18 protein-coding genes are annotated in these 18,845 nt (G+C 55.7%); 3 read left to right on the top strand and 15 right to left on the bottom strand.

What is annotated here, in order from left to right:
• Positions 1–103 precede the first annotated feature (103 nt).
• Genes hemG through pepQ form a run of 4 tightly spaced genes read right to left on the bottom strand, consistent with a single transcriptional unit; the run spans position 104 to position 4,095 of the window.
• A complete protein-coding gene (gene hemG, locus QLG21_RS08055; RefSeq protein WP_137903820.1) occupies positions 104–649 on the bottom strand; it encodes a menaquinone-dependent protoporphyrinogen IX dehydrogenase in 546 nt (181 codons plus the stop codon).
• A gap of 10 nt (positions 650–659) precedes the next feature.
• Positions 660–2,111, bottom strand: a complete 1,452-nt coding sequence (trkH, locus tag QLG21_RS08050) for a Trk system potassium transporter TrkH (RefSeq protein WP_006179290.1) — start codon at positions 2,109–2,111, stop codon at positions 660–662.
• 38 nt (positions 2,112–2,149) lie between these two features.
• On the bottom strand, positions 2,150–2,764 hold the full coding sequence (locus QLG21_RS08045) for an IMPACT family protein (RefSeq protein WP_282484194.1): 615 nt from the start codon (positions 2,762–2,764) through the stop codon (positions 2,150–2,152).
• Positions 2,764–4,095, bottom strand: coding sequence for a Xaa-Pro dipeptidase (gene pepQ / locus QLG21_RS08040; RefSeq protein ID WP_042322756.1), 1,332 nt, complete (start codon positions 4,093–4,095; stop codon positions 2,764–2,766). Before pepQ ends, QLG21_RS08045 begins: the two co-directional genes overlap by 1 nt.
• A 190-nt stretch (positions 4,096–4,285) precedes the next feature.
• Between pepQ and fadB the strand changes: the two genes are divergently transcribed.
• Positions 4,286–6,475: a fatty acid oxidation complex subunit alpha FadB gene (gene fadB, locus QLG21_RS08035; protein WP_006179286.1), complete on the top strand. Its 2,190-nt coding sequence runs from the start codon at positions 4,286–4,288 to the stop codon at positions 6,473–6,475.
• 9 nt (positions 6,476–6,484) lie between these two features.
• Positions 6,485–7,648, top strand: coding sequence for an acetyl-CoA C-acyltransferase FadA (gene fadA, locus QLG21_RS08030; RefSeq protein ID WP_006179285.1), 1,164 nt, complete (start codon positions 6,485–6,487; stop codon positions 7,646–7,648).
• A gap of 183 nt (positions 7,649–7,831) precedes the next feature.
• Here fadA and fre read toward each other — a convergent pair whose 3' ends face one another.
• Together fre and ubiD are read right to left on the bottom strand one after the other, a co-directional pair.
• Entirely contained in the window at positions 7,832–8,533 is a 702-nt protein-coding gene (gene fre / locus QLG21_RS08025; protein WP_058610818.1) for an NAD(P)H-flavin reductase, read from the bottom strand.
• A gap of 30 nt (positions 8,534–8,563) precedes the next feature.
• Positions 8,564–10,069, bottom strand: coding sequence for a 4-hydroxy-3-polyprenylbenzoate decarboxylase (ubiD, locus tag QLG21_RS08020; protein WP_141113613.1), 1,506 nt, complete (start codon positions 10,067–10,069; stop codon positions 8,564–8,566).
• 170 nt (positions 10,070–10,239) lie between these two features.
• Here ubiD and rfaH point away from each other — a divergent pair, with 170 nt between their 5' ends.
• Positions 10,240–10,731, top strand: coding sequence for a transcription/translation regulatory transformer protein RfaH (gene rfaH / locus QLG21_RS08015; RefSeq protein WP_006179282.1), 492 nt, complete (start codon positions 10,240–10,242; stop codon positions 10,729–10,731).
• Here the strand turns inward: rfaH and tatD are convergent.
• From tatD to udp, 9 genes are all read right to left on the bottom strand, one after another.
• The gene (gene tatD / locus QLG21_RS08010; protein WP_282484193.1) at positions 10,728–11,510 is read right to left on the bottom strand and encodes a 3'-5' ssDNA/RNA exonuclease TatD; all 783 of its coding nucleotides are present in this window, start codon (positions 11,508–11,510) and stop codon (positions 10,728–10,730) included. The two genes, rfaH and tatD, sit on opposite strands and share 4 nt — an antisense overlap.
• Before the next feature lie 41 nt (positions 11,511–11,551).
• Positions 11,552–12,322 (bottom strand): Sec-independent protein translocase subunit TatC, encoded by a 771-nt coding sequence (gene tatC, locus QLG21_RS08005; protein ID WP_282484192.1) that lies wholly within the window; start codon positions 12,320–12,322, stop codon positions 11,552–11,554.
• A 2-nt stretch (positions 12,323–12,324) separates the two neighbouring features.
• The gene (tatB, locus tag QLG21_RS08000) at positions 12,325–12,867 is read right to left on the bottom strand and encodes a Sec-independent protein translocase protein TatB (RefSeq protein ID WP_006179279.1); all 543 of its coding nucleotides are present in this window, start codon (positions 12,865–12,867) and stop codon (positions 12,325–12,327) included.
• A gap of 3 nt (positions 12,868–12,870) precedes the next feature.
• The gene (gene tatA, locus QLG21_RS07995) at positions 12,871–13,125 is read right to left on the bottom strand and encodes a Sec-independent protein translocase subunit TatA (RefSeq protein WP_006179278.1); all 255 of its coding nucleotides are present in this window, start codon (positions 13,123–13,125) and stop codon (positions 12,871–12,873) included.
• Between the two features lie 76 nt (positions 13,126–13,201).
• Positions 13,202–14,842, bottom strand: a complete 1,641-nt coding sequence (gene ubiB / locus QLG21_RS07990; RefSeq protein ID WP_137903825.1) for a ubiquinone biosynthesis regulatory protein kinase UbiB — start codon at positions 14,840–14,842, stop codon at positions 13,202–13,204.
• Positions 14,839–15,444, bottom strand: coding sequence for a ubiquinone biosynthesis protein UbiJ (gene ubiJ / locus QLG21_RS07985; protein WP_058610821.1), 606 nt, complete (start codon positions 15,442–15,444; stop codon positions 14,839–14,841). Before ubiJ ends, ubiB begins: the two co-directional genes overlap by 4 nt.
• 13 nt (positions 15,445–15,457) lie before the next feature.
• Positions 15,458–16,213, bottom strand: a complete 756-nt coding sequence (gene ubiE, locus QLG21_RS07980) for a bifunctional demethylmenaquinone methyltransferase/2-methoxy-6-polyprenyl-1,4-benzoquinol methylase UbiE (protein WP_006179275.1) — start codon at positions 16,211–16,213, stop codon at positions 15,458–15,460.
• 66 nt (positions 16,214–16,279) lie between these two features.
• On the bottom strand, positions 16,280–17,737 hold the full coding sequence (gene rmuC / locus QLG21_RS07975; RefSeq protein WP_058610822.1) for a DNA recombination protein RmuC: 1,458 nt from the start codon (positions 17,735–17,737) through the stop codon (positions 16,280–16,282).
• A gap of 139 nt (positions 17,738–17,876) precedes the next feature.
• A complete protein-coding gene (gene udp, locus QLG21_RS07970; RefSeq protein ID WP_006179273.1) occupies positions 17,877–18,638 on the bottom strand; it encodes a uridine phosphorylase in 762 nt (253 codons plus the stop codon).
• Positions 18,639–18,845 lie beyond the last annotated feature (207 nt).

Genomic DNA, 18,845 nt, shown 5'->3' with positions numbered 1-18,845 from the left:
CCGTTGTTCCGTGTCAGTGGAGGCGCATTATAGGGAGTTATTCTGAAGTGACAAGCATAAAATACAAAAAAATTGTCGTTCGCTCACTTTTCAAACTTCACGCTTAATTTACCCGCGAATCGCTTGTTAACTGTGCGATTTCCCGGGCAAAACCGGCCACCTGCAGCCAGTCGGTATATACCACTTCTTTACGCGTATCGGTTTCACCGCCGGTCATTTTCATAATCAGGCGGATCATCATCCGGTCATACCAGCGATAATGCGGGTAGCGCAGCGCCCCGGCGAAGACAGCGCACAGATCGGGTTGCCATGGCGAGTTCAGCAAAAACTTACGCGTATAGCTGTTTGTCTGCGGCGTACGCTTTTCAGCTTTACGGGCGACCAGGTTGACCGAATAGAACGCGCCAGGCAGCCGACTGAGCGCAGCCAGGTGTTTCTTCACGAAACGGTCCAGTGCAGGATGGAAATGACCATAACGAATAGACGCGCCAATCACTACGCGATCGTAATCCTGCCAGGCAATCTGTTCGGCACGGTTCAGGTTCACCACGTCCGAGTAAATGCCCTGCTCTTTTAATTCAGAAGCAAGATAAGAGGCAATCTCACGCGTTTGCCCGTCTCGCGTTGAGAAAAGAATAAGTGTTTTCACCGACGACTCCTTACTCGCGCCAGAATGTTGGGGTAAACAGAACCAGCAGCGTAAAGACCTCAAGACGACCAAACAGCATGTTGGCAATCAAGATCCACTTCGCGACCGGGTTCATGCTGGCAAAGTTATCCGCCACCACGCCCAGCCCAGGCCCAAGGTTATTAAGCGTAGCCACAACAGAAGCAAACGCCGAGAAATCATCAACGCCGGTAGCAATAATAGCCAGCATACTGACGATAAAGACCAGCGCATAGGCGGAGAAGAACCCCCACACGGCTTCGAGAATACGTTCAGGCAGTGCGCGGTTTCCCAGCTTGATACTGTAGACCGCGTTCGGGTGGACCAGACGTTTCAGCTCACGGTTCCCCTGCTTGAATAACAGCAGAATTCGAATCACCTTCAGCCCCCCGCCCGTTGACCCGGCACAGCCCCCAATAAACGCGGAGCAAAGCAGCAGGACCGGCAGGAACAACGGCCAGCGCGCAATGCTGTCCGTGGTAAAACCGGCGGTCGTCGCCATCGACACCACCTGGAAGAACGCCTGGTTTAGCGTTGTGACCGCCGAGGTATAAACGTCGTGGAACCACAGGACCAGGGTACAGATAATGACCAGCGTTAACTGCACGCCAATAAACATGCGGAACTCCGGGTCACGCCAGTACACTTTCAGGCTACGCCCGCTCAGTAAAGAGAAGTGCAGGCCATAGTTACAGCCGGAGATCAGCAAAAAGATGGCAATAATGGTGTTAATCGTTGGGCTGTCAAAGTAGCCCACGCTGGCGTCGTGCGTTGAAAATCCGCCGATAGCGATGGTCGCAAAGCTGTGTCCGATGGCATCAAATGCGGGCATACCGGCAAACCACAGCGCCAGCGCACAGGCCACCGTCAGCAAAACGTAGATAAGCCACAGGGTTTTCGCCGTCTCGGCAATACGTGGCCGCATTTTGTTATCTTTTAGCGGGCCTGGCATTTCAGCACGATAGAGCTGCATCCCGCCGACGCCCAGAATAGGCAAAATAGCTACCGCCAGGACGATGATCCCCATACCGCCGAACCACTGGAGCATCTGACGATAAAAGAGGATTGCGTGGGGTAACGAATCCAGCCCCACCAGCGTGGTGGCACCGGTAGTCGTTAAGCCGGAGAAGGATTCAAAAAAGGCATCCGTGATGCTCAGGTTGGGCTGTTCAGAGAAGATAAAGGGCAGCGAACCGACGCTTCCCAGCACCGTCCAGAACAGCACGACAATCAGGAACCCCTCGCGCGATTTCAGTTCCCCTTTTTCACGGCGGTTTGGCCACCACAGCAGCGAACCGATCGCCAGCGCAACAAAGAAGGTCTGGGTAAACGCGCGACCCGCACCGTCTCTGTAAAGAAGCGCCACCAGTCCAGGGAGGATCATCGTCCCGGAAAAGAGTATGACCAGCAGTCCAACGATTCGGGTAATGGCACGAAAATGCATCTCTGCCGCTTCCTTTGGTATTAAAAGTAAGGTGGGGATTATTCTTCAATCGGCAGCAATTGCAACGCGCCGCGACTAAAATCAGCGAGTTTCGCTGAAAAAGCAGCCAGTTCCGCCTGTGGAAGCGCCACACGCAGTTGCACCATCGCCTGGTAATCGCTGTGGACTATCGCGCCGTTAAACTGCCTGAGCAGCGCGTCAATGCCCGACAGCTGGGCGTAGTCACATAACAGAGTATATTCGGTCAGTGGCGTTTTGCGGGTGGTTATCAGCAGATTCAGCGCCTGCTGGACGCCGCCACCGTAGGCTTTCACCAGCCCACCCGTGCCTAATAAAATCCCGCCGTAGTAGCGAACCACCACGGCGGTGATCTCGCCCACGCCGCTGCCCATCAGCTGCGAGAGCATGGGCTTACCAGCCGTACCCGCCGGTTCACCGTCGTCTGAAAACCCCAGCTGCTGCGAGTCGTTTGGCGGCCCCGCTACCCACGCCACGTAGTGGTGACGTGCGTCAGGATGCTGCGCGCGAACGGACTCGACAAACGCCTTGGCCGCCTCCACGCCCTCGGTATGCGCGAGCAGCGTGATAAAACGGCTTTTCTTGATTTCCTCAACACAGGTGACCGGTTCAGCCGGTATCAGCCAGCTTTCCATCAGGCCAGCTTCAGATCTCGCGTCATGTTCTCGGTACCGTTTTCGTGGATGACCACGTTGTCTTCGATACGGATACCGCCAAACGGTTTAAGCGCCTCAATTTTTTCCCAGTTGAAGTGCTTGCTGAACTGCCCTTCGCGCCACGGTGCCAGCAGGGATTCGATAAAGTAGATCCCCGGCTCAATGGTCAGCACCATGCGTGGCTCAAGAATGCGGGTGCAACGCAGGAAAGGATATTTTGACGGTGCGGCCAGATGCGTGCCGGTATCATCCTGCATAAAGCCCGCGACATCATGAACCTGCAGACCCAGCGGGTGACCAATACCGTGCGGCATGAATGGCCCGGTCAGATCGTTCTCAACCATCGCCTCTTCGCTCATGTCTTTCACAATCTGATGCTTACGCAGCAGCTTGGCGATGCGCTGATGGAACTGGATGTGGTAATCCACGTAGCTGGTGCCCGCTTTCATGGTGCTGATAAGCGCCAGCTGTTCATCGTTAACGTCTTTAATGAGGTGCGCAAAGTCCGTATCCGCATTCGCCGCCCAGGTACGGGTCAGGTCAGCCGCGTAGCCGTTGTACTCCGCGCCCGCATCCAGCAGGAAGCTGCGCATCTCAGACGGTACATGGTGATCCAGTTTGGTGTAGTGCAGTACAGAGGCATGCTCGTTCAGCGCCACAATGTTGCTGTAAGGAACATCGGTATCACGGTGACCGGTGGCAGTCAGATAGGCCTGGTTGATATCGAACTCGCTCATGCCGGACAGGAAGGCTTCATGCGCCGCACGGTGGCCGGTAACGGCCGTTTTTTGCGCCTGGCGCATGCAGTACAGTTCGTAATCGGTTTTATAAGCGCGGTTATAGTGCAGGTAATCCAGCACCCCTTTCGGGTTGAGTTTATCTGCCGGAATATCCAGACCCAGCGCGCGCTCCGCAACAGGGCCGATATAGGCGATATTGCCGCGCGCAGCGGGCAACTGGCTGCCAATGCCGTCGGCTTTCGGCAGCGCAATCACATCAATTTCTTCCGTCCAGAAGGACGTCGGCAGCGGTTCCACGTTGTGCCAGTAGTCCACCGGCAGGTAGAACCACAGTTTCGGCTTGTTCACGCCATCCACCAGCAGCCAGCAGTTGGGAACCTGTGTTACCGGCACCCAGGCTTTAAACTGCGGGTTAACTTTGAAGGGATAAGCATGATCGTCGAGAAACGTGTTCATCAGCTCACCGGAGTGAATCAGCAGCGCGTCCAGCTTAAAGCGCGCCAGCACATCGCGGGTACGTTCCTGTAGGGTAACGATATGATTTTTATAAAGCGAAGCCAGTGAGTCCATCATTCTTCCTTTCGTTTTATTGACCTCAAGTCATCGCATCTTAGCACACCTCTCCCTCACTGCGTGATTTCCACCGACCGTGATCAATGCAGCAATTTCTTAATGAGTGATTTGCATTTTTTTAACATAAATCCCACACTCCGTCTCATCTGGTACGACCAGATCCACATGCTGGATTCAGGAGACTGACATGCTCTACAAAGGCGACACCCTGTACCTCAACTGGCTGGAAGATGGCATTGCCGAACTGGTGTTCGATGCCCCCGGCTCGGTCAACAAGCTCGATACCGCGACGGTGGCCAGCCTTGGCCAGGCGCTGGACGTGCTTGAAAAACAACCTGATTTAAAAGGGCTGCTGCTGCGCTCAAATAAAGCGGCCTTTATTGTCGGTGCGGATATCACCGAATTCCTCTCGCTGTTCCTCGTTCCGGAAGAACAGCTGAGCCAGTGGCTGCACTTTGCCAACAGCGTCTTTAATCGTCTGGAAGATTTACCGGTTCCGACGATCTCCGCCGTGAACGGCTATGCGCTGGGCGGCGGTTGCGAGTGCGTGCTGGCCACCGATTATCGTCTGGCCACGCCAGACCTGCGCATCGGCCTGCCGGAAACCAAACTGGGCATCATGCCGGGCTTTGGCGGTTCCGTGCGTATGCCACGCATGCTCGGTGCCGACAGCGCGCTGGAGATCATTGCCGCCGGTAAAGATGTTGGCGCGGAGCAGGCGCTGAAAATCGGCCTGGTGGATGGCGTCGTTAAGCAGGAAAAACTGATTGAGGGTTCTGTTGCGGTTCTGCGTCAGGCAATCAATGGCGATCTCGACTGGAAAGCCAAACGCCAGCCGAAGCTCGAGCCGTTAAAGCTCAGCAAAATTGAAGCGGCCATGAGCTTCACCATCGCCAAAGGCATGGTGATGCAAACGGCGGGTAAACACTATCCGGCGCCGATCACCGCGGTGAAAACCATCGAGGCGGCAGCCCGCCTGGGACGTGATGAAGCCCTGAAGCTTGAAAACCAAAGCTTTGTCCCGCTGGCGCACACCAATGAGGCCCGCGCGCTGGTTGGCATTTTCCTGAACGATCAGTTCGTGAAGGGTAAAGCCAAACAGTTGACCAAACACGTTGAGACGCCAAAACACGCGGCGGTGCTCGGCGCAGGCATTATGGGCGGCGGTATTGCTTATCAGTCGGCCTGGAAAGGCGTGCCGGTGGTGATGAAGGATATCAGCGATAAATCCCTTACGCTGGGCATGACCGAAGCGGCCAAACTGCTCAACAAACAGCTGGAGCGCGGCAAAATTGACGGCCTGAAGCTGTCCAGCGTGATCTCCACGATCCAGCCCACGCTGGAATACAGCGGTTTCGATCGCGTGGACGTGGTAGTGGAAGCGGTCGTTGAGAATCCGAAGGTCAAAAAAGCGGTACTGGCCGAGACCGAAGATAAGGTTCGCCCGGACACCGTTCTGGCCTCGAACACCTCCACCATTCCGATTAGCGAACTGGCAAGCGTATTAAAGCGCCCGGAAAACTTCTGCGGCATGCACTTCTTCAACCCGGTGCACCGTATGCCGCTGGTCGAAGTGATCCGCGGTGAAAAAACCTCTGACGAGACCATCGCCAAAGTGGTGGCGTGGGCCAGCAAAATGGGCAAAACGCCGATCGTGGTGAATGACTGTCCGGGCTTCTTCGTCAACCGCGTGCTGTTCCCGTACTTCGCCGGCTTCAGCCAGCTGCTGCGCGACGGCGCAGACTTCCGCAAAGTCGATAAAGTGATGGAAAAACAGTTCGGCTGGCCAATGGGCCCGGCATACCTGCTGGATGTGGTCGGCATTGATACCGCACATCACGCGCAGGCGGTGATGGCGGCGGGCTTCCCGCAGCGTATGCAGAAAGATTACCGCGACGCGATTGACGCGCTGTTTGACGCCAACCGTTTTGGTCAGAAAAACGGCCTGGGCTTCTGGCGCTATAAAGAAGACAGCAAGGGCAAGCCGAAGAAAGAAGAAGATCCGGCGGTGGATGGCCTGTTGTCCGACGTTAGTCAGCCAAAACGGGACTTTACCGACGAAGAAATCATCGCCCGGATGATGATTCCGATGATTAACGAAGTGGTGCGTTGCCTGGAAGAAGGCATTATCGCCAGCCCGGCCGAAGCGGATATGGCGCTGGTCTATGGCCTTGGCTTCCCACCGTTCCACGGCGGCGCGTTCCGCTGGCTGGATACGCTCGGCAGCGCAAAATATCTCGATATGGCGCAGCAGTACCAGCACCTCGGCCCGCTCTATGACGTGCCGGAAGGTCTGCGTAACAAAGCGCACCATAACGAACCCTACTATCCCGCAGTTGAGCCCGCCCGTCCGGTTGGCGAGCTGAAAACGGCTTAAGGAGTCACAATGGAAAAGGTTGTCATTGTTGATGCAATTCGTACCCCGATGGGCCGTTCCAAGGGCGGAGCCTTTCGCAACGTACGCGCGGAAGACCTCTCCGCACACCTGATGCGCAGCCTGCTGGCGCGCAACCCGGCGCTGGATCCTGCGGCGCTGGACGATATCTACTGGGGCTGCGTGCAGCAAACGCTGGAGCAGGGCTTCAACATCGCCCGTAACGCGTCGCTGCTGGCGGAGATCCCGCATTCGGTTCCGGCCGTCACCGTCAACCGCCTGTGCGGCTCGTCAATGCAGGCGCTGCACGACGCGGCCCGCATGATCATGACCGGTGATGCGCAGGCGTGCCTGGTCGGCGGCGTGGAACATATGGGCCACGTACCCATGAGCCACGGTGTCGATTTCCATCCGGGCATGAGCCGCAACGTCGCGAAAGCCGCCGGTATGATGGGGCTGACCGCCGAGATGCTCTCACGCCTGCACGGTATCAGCCGTGAAATGCAGGATGCCTTTGCCGCGCGCTCTCACGCCCGCGCCTGGGCCGCCACGCAGTCCGGCGCGTTTAAGAACGAGATCATTCCCACCGGCGGTCATGATGCCGACGGCGTGCTGAAGCAGTTTACCTGGGACGAAGTGATCCGCCCGGAGACAACCGTCGAAGGACTCTCCACGCTGCGTCCTGCCTTTGATCCGGTCACCGGCACGGTGACCGCAGGCACCTCGTCTGCGCTTTCCGACGGTGCAGCCGCGATGCTGGTGATGAGCGAAAGCCGCGCCCGCGAGCTGGGCCTGACGCCACGCGCCCGAGTGCGTTCAATGGCGGTTGTCGGCTGCGACCCGTCGATTATGGGTTACGGTCCGGTTCCCGCCTCAACGCTGGCGCTGAAAAAAGCCGGTTTAACCGCCAGCGATATCGATCTCTTTGAGATGAACGAAGCCTTCGCCGCGCAGATCCTGCCGTGCATTAAAGATCTGGGGCTAATGGAGCAGATCGACGAGAAGATTAACCTCAACGGCGGGGCGATCGCCCTTGGTCACCCTCTGGGCTGTTCCGGCGCGCGTATCAGCACCACGCTGATTAACCTGATGGAACGCAAAGATGCCCAGTTTGGCCTGGCAACAATGTGTATCGGGCTGGGTCAGGGTATCGCGACGGTATTTGAAAGAGTGTAAATAAGGAAAAGTATCTCAAAGCCAATGGCGTCAGAACAAGGCGGCAAGCGAGCGAATCCCGATGAGCTTACTCAAGTAAGTGATTCGGGTGAACGAGCGCAGCTAACGCAGTTATGGCGTCATTGGCGAAGAAAGACAGTTTAGTTGCCGTTCTTCCCGCCTGTCAGGGGCGGGTTTTTTTATTTAAATGAACGCAAACGCATCGCCGAAGAGACGGTCCTCACGCGCATCGCGTTCATTGCAGAACAGGTCACGGGCAATTTTCGCCATTTCGAAACGACCGGCAATATAGATATCGTGCCCCGCCAGCGTACCGTAATCCTGCAGTACCGCCGTTAACACCGTCCCGTTGCGTCCACGCCAGCCCTCTTCAGGCTGCTCAACAACTGGCTCAATGCGCAGGTTCGGATGGGTTACGCTCAGCGCTTCCAGTTCAGACAGATCGTACAGATGCTTCTCTTCACGGCCGCCCCAGTAAATCGTGATATCACGATTCGGGTTGCGCGCCAGCGCGGTCAGCAGAATCGAACGCACGTAGGAGAAGCCGGTGCCACCGGCAATCAGGATTAGGGGACGCTCTTCGTCATCACGCAACCAGGCTTCACCGTGTGGAATATCCACGACGATTTCACGCTCCTTCAGAATGCGATCCATCACCGCCATCGCATACAGGTTAAGCTCTGACGCACCGATATGCAGCTCAATAAATTCCTGCTCAGCAGGCGTTGAAGCCATCGAGAAAGGACGCTTATCGCGCTCATCCATCACAACCATTAAGTACTGACCAGCGCGGAAAGAGAATGGCGCTTCAGGCGTTAAACGGACGCGATATACGGTGTCGGTAATGGCATCTACCGAAGTCACTTTACAGCTTAAGGTTGTCATTCGCTCTCTCTGTCGGGAAGTCTATAGGGCTTAACGGTCAGATTCAGTTTTACCGTTACTCATTATGGCCAGCTCGTCCCAGATCGCGTCAATGCGCGCGGTCACGGCAGGATCTTTTTCGATCGGGCGACCCCATTCACGGTCGGTTTCGCCAGGCCATTTATTCGTGGCATCCAGTCCCATCTTTGAGCCAAGGCCGGAAACCGGCGAGGCAAAATCCAGATAATCAATCGGTGTGTTTTCCACCAGCACCGTGTCGCGCGCCGGATCCATACGCGTGGTAATGGCCCAGATAACGTCATTCCAGTCGCGGGCATTGACGTCATCATCGCAGACAATCACAAATTTGGTATACATAAACTGGCGCAGGAAAGACCATACGCCCATCATCACGCGTTTAGCATGACCGGCATACTGCTTTTTGATGGTCACAACGGCCAGGCGGTAAGAGCACCCTTCCGGCGGCAGATAGAAATCAACGATTTCCGGGAACTGCTTTTGCAGGATCGGCACAAACACTTCGTTCAGCGCCACGCCCAGCACAGCCGGTTCATCCGGTGGACGGCCCGTATAGGTCGAGTGGTAAATCGGATCGTCACGCTGGGTAATGTGCGTTACGGTAAACACCGGGAAGTTATCCACTTCGTTGTAATAGCCCGTGTGGTCGCCGTACGGCCCTTCCGGTGCCAGCTCGCCCTGCTCAATATAACCTTCGAGAACAATCTCAGCGCTGGCCGGCACTTCCAGGTCATTAGAGATGCACTTCACCACTTCGGTTTTCGTGCCGCGCAAAAGTCCCGCAAAGGCGTATTCGGAGAGCGTATCCGGCACGGGTGTGACCGCCCCAAGGATCGTCGCCGGGTCAGCACCCAGCGCGACAGAAACAGGGAAACGCTCGCCGGGATGCGCTGCACACCACTCCTGGAAGTCCAGTGCGCCACCGCGATGGGACAACCAGCGCATGATGAGTTTGTTTTTTCCAATCCGCTGCTGGCGATAAATGCCGAGATTCTGGCGCTCTTTGTGCGGGCCACGCGTTACGGTCAGGCCCCAGGTAATGAGCGGCGCGGCATCTTCGGGCCAGCACTGCATAATCGGGATTTTTGTCAGATCAACCGCGTCGCCTTCCAGCACTTTCTGCTGGCACGGCGCACCGCGCAGGCGTTTGGTTGGCATGTTCAACACCTGCTTAAACTGCGGCAGTTTGTCGAATAAATCGCGGAAACCTTTTGGTGGTTCAGGCTCTTTCAGAAAGGCCAGCAGTTTGCCCACTTCACGTAGCGCCGTGACATCCTCTTGCCCCATCCCCATCGCTACGCGACGCGGTGTGCCGAACAGGTTGCACAGCACCGGCATGGAATAGCCTTTTGGATTTTCAAACAACAAAGCGGGGCCACCGGCACGCAGGGTGCGGTCGGCAATTTCTGTCATCTCCAGAAAGGGATCGACAGGAAGCGTAATGCGTTTGAGTTCGCCCTGCTTTTCCAGCAGTGCCAGGAAGTCGCGTAGATCGTGGTATTTCATGCAGTTAGTCATGGCCTCTCTGTAAGCGCTTCATTATACGGCGTAAGCCTGCGTGATGCTGTAATTTTGTTAAATTGGGGTGAATTTCTGCGACTTACTTCCTTTCCGGCCATTATAATCACCTTAGCGATCCCACCTGGATTTTGGTATGCTTGCGCCCCGAATAAAGGGAAAGAGTGATTATGCAGGCCTGGTATTTACTGTATTGCAAACGCGGGCAACTTCAACGCGCGCAGGAACATCTGGAACGTCAGTCTGTGAACTGCCTGACGCCCGTGATCACGCTTGAAAAAATGCAGCGTGGCAAACGCGCCCTCGTCAGCGAACCTCTGTTCCCAAACTATCTGTTCGTCGAATTCGACCCGGAAGTCATCCACACTACGACCATCAGCGCCACGCGCGGCGTCAGCCACTTTGTGCGTTTTGGTGCCAGCCCCGCGACGGTCCCCTCAACGGTTATCCATCAGCTATCGGTCTATCAGCAACCGGAAGGAATAACCGACCCGGAAACGCCCTATGCGGGCGATAGCGTGGTGATCACCGAAGGCGCGTTTGAAGGCCTTCAGGCTATCTTCTCTGAGCCGGACGGGGAAGCCCGCTCCATGCTGCTGCTAAACCTTCTGAATAAACAGGTGCTGCAAAGCGTCAAAAACACCGACTTTCGCAAAGTTTAAAACGTTATCCCAAACAGGCGGCGAACGTTGTCATCCGTTTGTGCTGACAGCCACTGCGGATCGTCCCCGCGCCAGTGCGCCACGCGTTCAACGATATGCCCCAGCCAGGCCGGTTCGTTACGCCGAGAGGCCGGTTTGGGCTTTATATCGCGCGGCAATAAATAGGGCGCATCCGTTTCAACCAGCAGGCGATCAGCCGGAATGACGGGCAGTAAGTCGCGCAGTTCAAGCCCACGACGCTCATCGCAAACCCAGCCGGTTATCCCCAAATACAGCCCACGCTGCAGGCACTCAAGTGCCTCCTGCCGCGATCCGGTAAAACAGTGCAACACGGCCCCCGGCAGCTTATCTAGCCACGGTTCCAGCAGCGTGAGGAAACGTTCGTGGGCGTCGCGGCAATGCATGAATACCGGCATTTCCAGCTCGGCTGCCAGAGCAAGCTGGGCGGTAAAGGCCTGTTCCTGCTCATCAGGCGTTGAAAAGTTGCGGTTAAAATCGAGACCGCACTCACCGATGGCGACCACCTCAGGCGTCATCGCCAACTGACGGAGCGTTTCAGCGCTGCGATCCGTCCAGTGACTGCTGTCGTGAGGGTGTACCCCTGCCGTTGACCAGCAATGGTCATAACGTTGCGCCAGCTGCTGCGCCTGCTCGCTCTCATGCAGGTTGGTTCCCGTCAGCAACAGGCCTTTTACCCCTGCGGCAAACGCGCGCGCGACGACGTCGTCGACATCTTTGGCAAACTGCGGGCTGGTGAGATTGAGTCCAATATCAAACATGCGCTTCCCCATATGACAACCGCCCTGACGGGCGGCTGGTTTTATTCTTCTGTGGTCTGTTCAGACTCGTCGTCTTCTTCGTTCTGCCGACGTCCTTTACCCACATAGAAGCGCGAGAAGAACACCCCGACTTCAAACAGGCAGTACATCGGTATAGCCAGCAGCGTTTGGGAGAAAACGTCCGGCGGCGTCAGCAGCATGCCCACAACAAATGCTCCGACCAGGATATACGGGCGCTTTTTGCGCAGATCGTCAGGCGTGGTGACGCCCACCCAGCAGAGCAGCACAATGGCTACCGGCACTTCAAACGCCACGCCAAACGCCATGAACAGCGCCATAACGAAGCTGAGGTAGCTGGCAATGTCCGTCGATACCTGAACGCCCACCGGCGCGGTATGCGTCAGGAAGCCAAAGGCCAGCGGGAAGACCACAAAGTAAGCGAACGCCATGCCGATATAGAACAGCAGGGAGCTGGACACCAGCAGCGGGATCACCAGCTTGCGTTCGTGTCTGTACAGCGCAGGCGCCACAAACGCCCAGACCTGATACAGAATGACTGGCGCAGAGGCGATCAGCGACACCCAGAATGTCAGCTTAATCGGGGTAAAGAACGGTGACGCAACGTCCGTTGCGATCATCGTTGCACCCAGCGGCATTTGCTTAATCAGCGGCGCGGAGACCACCTGATAGATGTCATTAGCAAAATAGACCAGGCACAGGAAAATGAGAAAAACCGCAATAATGCAGTTTAACAGGCGCTTACGCAGCTCAATCAGGTGCGCAATGAGCGGTTGAGTATCATCTACTGCCATGTTTACGCTTTATCACTCGACGAAGGGGATGATTCGGAAACGGGGGCAGCGGGCTTTGCTTCAGCCGCTTTTACCACGGGCTCTTCCGGCTGCACCGGTTTTTTCACTTCGGATTCCTGCGGCGTCTGCTCAGGCGCAGCGGCCTGATGCTCAGCGCTTGATGGCGTTACGCCCTCACGCTGTTCTTCGCTGCCTTTCACCACCGGGTTATGGATGGTGTTAGCTTCATCGCTCGCCTTTTCAGGATCGTTAATGCTGTAAGACCGCTTCATGGATTCCGCCGCTTCGCGCAGTTCGTCCATCGAGGCTTTCAGCTCCGGCGTCAGGTTGTCCATGCTCGCCTTCTCAACCTTTTTCAGGCTGTCCTGAAATTCCTGAAGCTTAAGCTCCTGTGCCAGCTCGTTTTGTACTGTCGTAGCCAGCGATCGCAGCGCACGTACCCAACCCGCAACGGTTTTTACCGCGACGGGTAAACGTTGCGGCCCCAGTACAATCAGGCCAATCACGAAGACCAGCAGTAACTCACCAAAACCAATATCGAACACGAATTACACCTGCTCTTTATCGTGGCGTTTAGCGTCTTCCTTTTTGGCTTCATCTTGCTTATCAGCGATGGTTTTAGCAGTGAAGTCCGCATCCTGGCTGGCTTTGTCCTGCTTACTTTCATCATCGCCCATGGCTTTCTTAAAGCCTTTGATAGATGCACCCAGATCGGAACCGATAGAACCGAGTTTCTTCGTACCAAACAGCAGTACGACGATGACGGCAATGATTAACAATTGCCAGATACTGATACCACCCATACGTGTTCCCCAGTGATAGATGATTAATTAACCAGATCGCATTATACGTATGCAACCTGTCGATAGCGATGCCAATTCAGCGCGTTTTTCTCCAGCCAGCGAGCCAGACCACGACGCCCGCGGCCATCAGCCAGGCGGGCATCATCTCCCAGTCCGGACGATTGATCAGCAGCAGCGTGCCGCTTAGCAGCAGTGTCGCCCCTATCCCAAAGAGATAACGTGACTGACCCTGACGTGCACGACTGGTTTTAAGCTCGTGGGCGATTGTATCCATGCTGTGCTGAAGGTTCTTGCTCTGACGCAAACTGTCGTAAACCAGTTCAGGAATTTCAGGCATTTTTTCAATCCAGAACGGTCCTTTCTCTTTTAAGGAGCGAACCAGCGCCGGAATACCGACCTGATCTTTAATCCACGATTCAAGGAAAGGCTTCGCCGTTTTCCACAAGTCTAACTGAGGATAGAGCTGGCGGCCTACGCCCTCAACGTAAAGTAGTGTTTTCTGAAGTAAAACTAATTGAGGCTGCACTTCCATGTTGAAGCGACGCGCAGTATTAAATAGATTGAGTAAAACGTGGCCGAAAGAGATCTCCGACAGCGGTTTTTCAAAAATCGGTTCACAGACCGTACGGATCGCAAACTCAAATTCTTCGACGTTGGTATCCGGCGGAACCCAGCCGGAATCGACGTGCAGTTCAGCCACCTTGCGGTAATCGCGATTAAAGAACGCGATAAAGTTCTCTGCGAGGTAGCGTTTATCTTCTTTGTTCAGCGAGCCGACAATACCGCAGTCGATACCGATGTATTTCGGGTTTTCAGGGTGTTCGTAGCTGACAAAAATGTTGCCCGGGTGCATATCCGCATGGAAGAAGCTGTCGCGGAAGACCTGAGTAAAGAAGACCTGAACCCCGCGCTCGGCCAGCAGCTTCATGTTGGTTCCCTGCTTTTCCAGCGCAGCCACATCGGAAACAGGAATGCCGTAAATGCGCTCCATCACCATCATGCCTTCGCTGCAATAGTCTGAGTAGACCTCCGGCACGTAGAGCATCGGGCTGCCTTCAAAGTTGCGGCGCAGCTGAATGGCGTTCGCGGATTCACGCAGCAGATTGAGTTCATCAATCAACGTTTTTTCATACTCACGCACCACTTCCAGCGGACGTAGACGACGTCCGTCAGGCAGCAGACGCGGTACCCAGCGCGCAAGGCGATAGATAAGCTTCATATCGGCTCTGATAATCGGCAGGATATCAGGGCGGATAACCTTGATTACCACCTCTTTGCCGTTCTCTTTCAGGCGCGCGGTATGCACCTGAGCGATAGAGGCCGAGGCAAGCGGCTGAATGTCAAAATCATCAAACCAGGTTTCAACAGGAATGTTGCCCATCGCCTGTTCAATCTGCTTTTTGGCCCGTGCGCCGTCAAACGGCGCAACGCGATCCTGCAGGAGCGCAAGCTGATCGGCAATTTGTGGCGGGAAGAGATCGCGACGGGTCGAGAGCATCTGCCCGAACTTAATCCAGACCGGACCAAGCTCCTGTAACGCCAGACGCAGGCGTTCACCTAACTCCTGGTCTTTATGGCGATTGGGCATCCAGAACAACGTTCGCCGCCAGAGACGAAGCGGCAGCGTGATACGCATTTTGGGGATAAGCTCGTCGAGCCCGTAACTCAAAAATGTCTGAACGATAAAGTAGAGGCGCCGAATTTCACCAGGCGTCATTTGCCCTCCAGTTTTTCCAGCCGTTTGGTTAATGCATCAACCGCACGTTCTACGGCCGCCGTCTCTTCTGCAAACCATGCCACTTCCAGCGGTCCCGGTGCCATTCGCCACTCTTCGGTTAACACTTCCGCTGCATAGCGCTGCTGTCGTTGCAGCGTTTTACGCAGGATCGCCGTTCCGCCCTGAATAGCTTTGCCGATCCCTTCTGCTGCAATGTCGCCGATATACGGCGCGAGCAACTCTGCCGGGTCAAACTCGGCGAGATCGCTGAGCGCAACGAAGTTCTGCACAACCTGGATGTCACCTTCAACCTCCAGCTCACCGCTGCGGATCAGCGCCGTGAGCTGCTGACGATCGCGCAGTTTTGGCAGCACGCTCATGTGCGTGATGACGGCGCAATCAGCCTCGCCTTCCCACTCACCCAGAACGTCAAGCTGGCGTTCGCTGAATACCAGCACAAGCGGGGTCGAGAACTCTTTTAACGCAATGCGCAGAACCTTGCCGTTCAACCGCTGGCGCGCAGCTTTCAGTGCAGGCGCACGGTACAGAAAGGCGTTCAGTACATTCTCGATGCCTGCAGTGACTAAAGGCTTAAAGGGCACAGGAGACCTCCACTCAGAACTTGTAACCGCGATGCAGCGCGACGACGCCCGCCGTCATGTTGAAGTACTCTACGTTTTCGAGACCTGCATCCTGCATCATCGCCTTCAGGGTGTCCTGATCGGGGTGCATACGAATAGATTCCGCAAGGTAGCGGTAGCTCTCTGCATCGTTTGCCACCAGCTCACCAATGCGTGGCAGAACGTGGAAGGAGTAGGCGTCGTAAGCTTTGCTCAGCGGATCGATAATCGGTTTGGAGAACTCCAGCACCAGCAGGCGTCCGCCCGGCTTCAGCACGCGGTACATAGAGCGCAGCGCTTTGTCTTTATCGGTGACGTTACGCAGGCCAAACGAGATAGTGATACAGTCGAAGGTGTTGTCCGGGAACGGCAGCGCTTCGGCATTTGCCTGCACGTATTCGACGTTGCCGACAACCCCGATGTTACGCAGCTTCTCACGCCCCATTTTCAACATGGAGTCGTTGATATCTGCCAGCACAACGCGACCGGTTTCCCCCACCAGGCGGGAGAATTTAGCCGTTAAGTCGCCCGTGCCACCTGCCAAATCCAGTACAGTCTGACCACGACGCACGCCGCTACAGTCGATGGTGAAGCGCTTCCACAAGCGATGAATACCGAATGACATCAAGTCATTCATCACATCGTACTTCGCCGCCACGGAATGAAATACGTGGGCCACCATGTCAGCTTTCTGCGCTTTGGCGACAGTCTGAAAGCCAAAGTGCGTTGTGTCTTGTGAATCGTCAACCATCTCAGAGCCTGCTAATCAGTAAAATGTTTGTGAAGTGTAACAGATTGGGCGCATTTGCCCTACGATTCAACCACCGTGATAGAAACGCGTCGGCTGCTCATCTGCGGATAATCCCGCCGCTAAATCATTGTCTTCGCTGGATGTCTTTTGTTCACCAGCCCCTTCACGCAGGCGAAATTCTTCGTCCTGCGCCGTGGCTTGTTCAACCAGTTCCGGATTAATCTCGCGCTTCACTTCCACCCCCATGCTGCGGAACGCCTCCGCCTGAGCCAGAAGATTGCCGCGACCGGAGGCAAGTTTTTTCATCGCCTGGCGGTAATTATCCTGGGCGCGATCCAGGCTTTGCCCTACGGAGGACATGTCGTCCACAAACAGGCGCATTTTGTCGTACAGCTTGCTGGCACGGTCGGCGATCTGCTGCGCATTGCGGCTCTGGTGCTCGTAGCGCCACAGGTTAGCAATGGTGCGCAAGGCCACCAGCAGCGTGGTAGGGCTGACCAGCATAATGTTATTTTTCAGCGCTTCCGTTATCAGTTCGGGCTGTCTGTCGAGCGCCAGCAGAAACGCGGGTTCGACCGGGATAAACATGAGCACGTAGTCCAGCGAACGCAGCCCCGGCAACTGCTGGTAGTCTTTGCGGCCCAGCAGACGAATGTGGTTACGCACCGACGCGATATGCTCCTGCAGCGCCGATTCGCGGGTATAGTCATCGTCCGCGTTGAAGTAGCGTTCATACGCCACCAGCGTCATTTTGGCATCAATCACCACGTCCTTGCCCTGCGGCAGGCGGACAATCACATCCGGCTGCATGCGCGAGCGGGCATCGTTTTCAATGCTGACCTGCGTCTCGTATTCATGCCCTTCCCGCAGGCCAGAGGCTTCCAGCACGCGGGTCAGCACCACTTCGCCCCAGTTGCCCTGCGCTTTGTTATCGCCTTTCAGCGCGCGCGTCAGGTTGATGGCTTCCTGCGCCATCTGGGCGTTCAGTTGCTGGAGGTTACGAATTTCATGGGCCAGGGTGTGGCGCTCTCGCGCCTCCATGCCAAAGCTGTCCTGCACCTGGCGGCGAAAGCCATCAAGCTGTTCGCGCAGGGGCGTCAGCAGGCTGTTCAGACTTTGGCGGTTTTGTTCGTCAACGCGGCGGTTGCTGTGCTCGAAAATGCGGTTCGCGAGGTTCTCAAACTGCTCGCTCAGGCGTTGTTCGCTGTTGATCATCTGGCGGATTTTGTCTTCCGCATGCAGCTGGGTAGATTCAAGGCGGGTAGTCACTTCGCGAAGATCGGCTTCCAGCGAGGTGTTGATATCACGCAGATTGCGCACTTCGTTATTAAGCAGCTCGCACTCGTCGCGCCAGTGACCACTTTGGGCAAGCTGTTGTTTTACCGCGCTTAGTTCGGCAACCATCTCTTCACGCTCTGCCAGCTGGTCGGCCTTTTGCTGCGCGTGCTGGTAGCTGGCGATCAGCCAGCCTACGCCCACGCTCACCAGCGCAACCACTGCATAAATCAGGATAGAGATATCCACACTGCCCCCTGCATCAACGAATTTCCCGCATAAAATAGAATTGTGCTGTATAAACGTCCAGTTTGAAAGGGTTTTCCTGCGAGGCGCTACGCAAAAAGAAAAGGCCGAACGTGTCGGCCTTTTATCTCAGAAGAGAGGATTAGATCAGGCGGCGAGCCGCTTCAACCACGATTTTCACCGCATGACTTTCGGTCTGCTTCATGGTCTCAGCGTTCGGGATCTCCTGCTGAGTGCGGTTAACGATAACGCCCGCCACCATACCGGCGCGCAGGCCCTGGCTGGCACACATGGTCAGCAGGGTTGCAGATTCCATTTCGTAGTTCATCACGCCCATTGACTGCCACTCTTCCATGGAGCCTTTAAAGCGGCTGACCACGCGGCCAGAGAAGGTGTCGTAACGCTCCTGGCCCGGATAGAAGGTATCTGAAGAGGCGGTGACGCCCACGTGCGTGGTGGCACCAATGGATTTCGCCGCGTCCACCAGCGCAGTGGTACATTCAAAATCAGCGACGGCCGGGAACTCCATCGGCGCAAAGTGCAGGCTTGCACCATCCAGACGCACGGATGCGGTCGTGACCAGCACGTCACCCACGTTGATGTGTGGCTGAATGGCGCCCGTGGTACCAATACGCAGGAAAGTCCGAATGCCCAGCTGAGCGAGTTCTTCAACAGCGATGGAGGTCGACGGGCCACCGATACCGGTAGAGCAGACGATGACCGCTTTGCCATCCAGCTCCGCGCGCCAGGTGGTAAATTCACGATGGGCTGCCAGCTTAACCGGCTTATCCATCAGCGCGGCGATCTTTTCCACACGCTCAGGATCGCCAGGGACGATAGCCAGCGTAGCCCCTTGTAAATCGTTTTTAGTGAGGCCGAGATGAAAAACATCAGACTTAGACATAGGTGACTCCTCTGTGGGTCGGTTAGTCAGAAGAAGTAAAAAGGTACTTTACAGAAGCAAAGCGCTGAATTTCGTGACACATCTCACCATGAATGAAAATGATTGCAGTTAATTTCCGTCAAATAGTGATTTACATCACATTAACAAGTTATATCGTGGGGCACTGCACAAAAGATAGACCGTATCAGGCACTGTGGATTGTTAACC

Source organism: Enterobacter sp. V87_3 (assembly GCF_029967835.1).
GTDB classification, from domain to species: Bacteria; Pseudomonadota; Gammaproteobacteria; order Enterobacterales; family Enterobacteriaceae; genus Enterobacter; species Enterobacter cancerogenus.
Note: the sequence above shows the minus strand (reverse complement) of the source record. Positions and strands in the feature narration are given on the sequence as shown.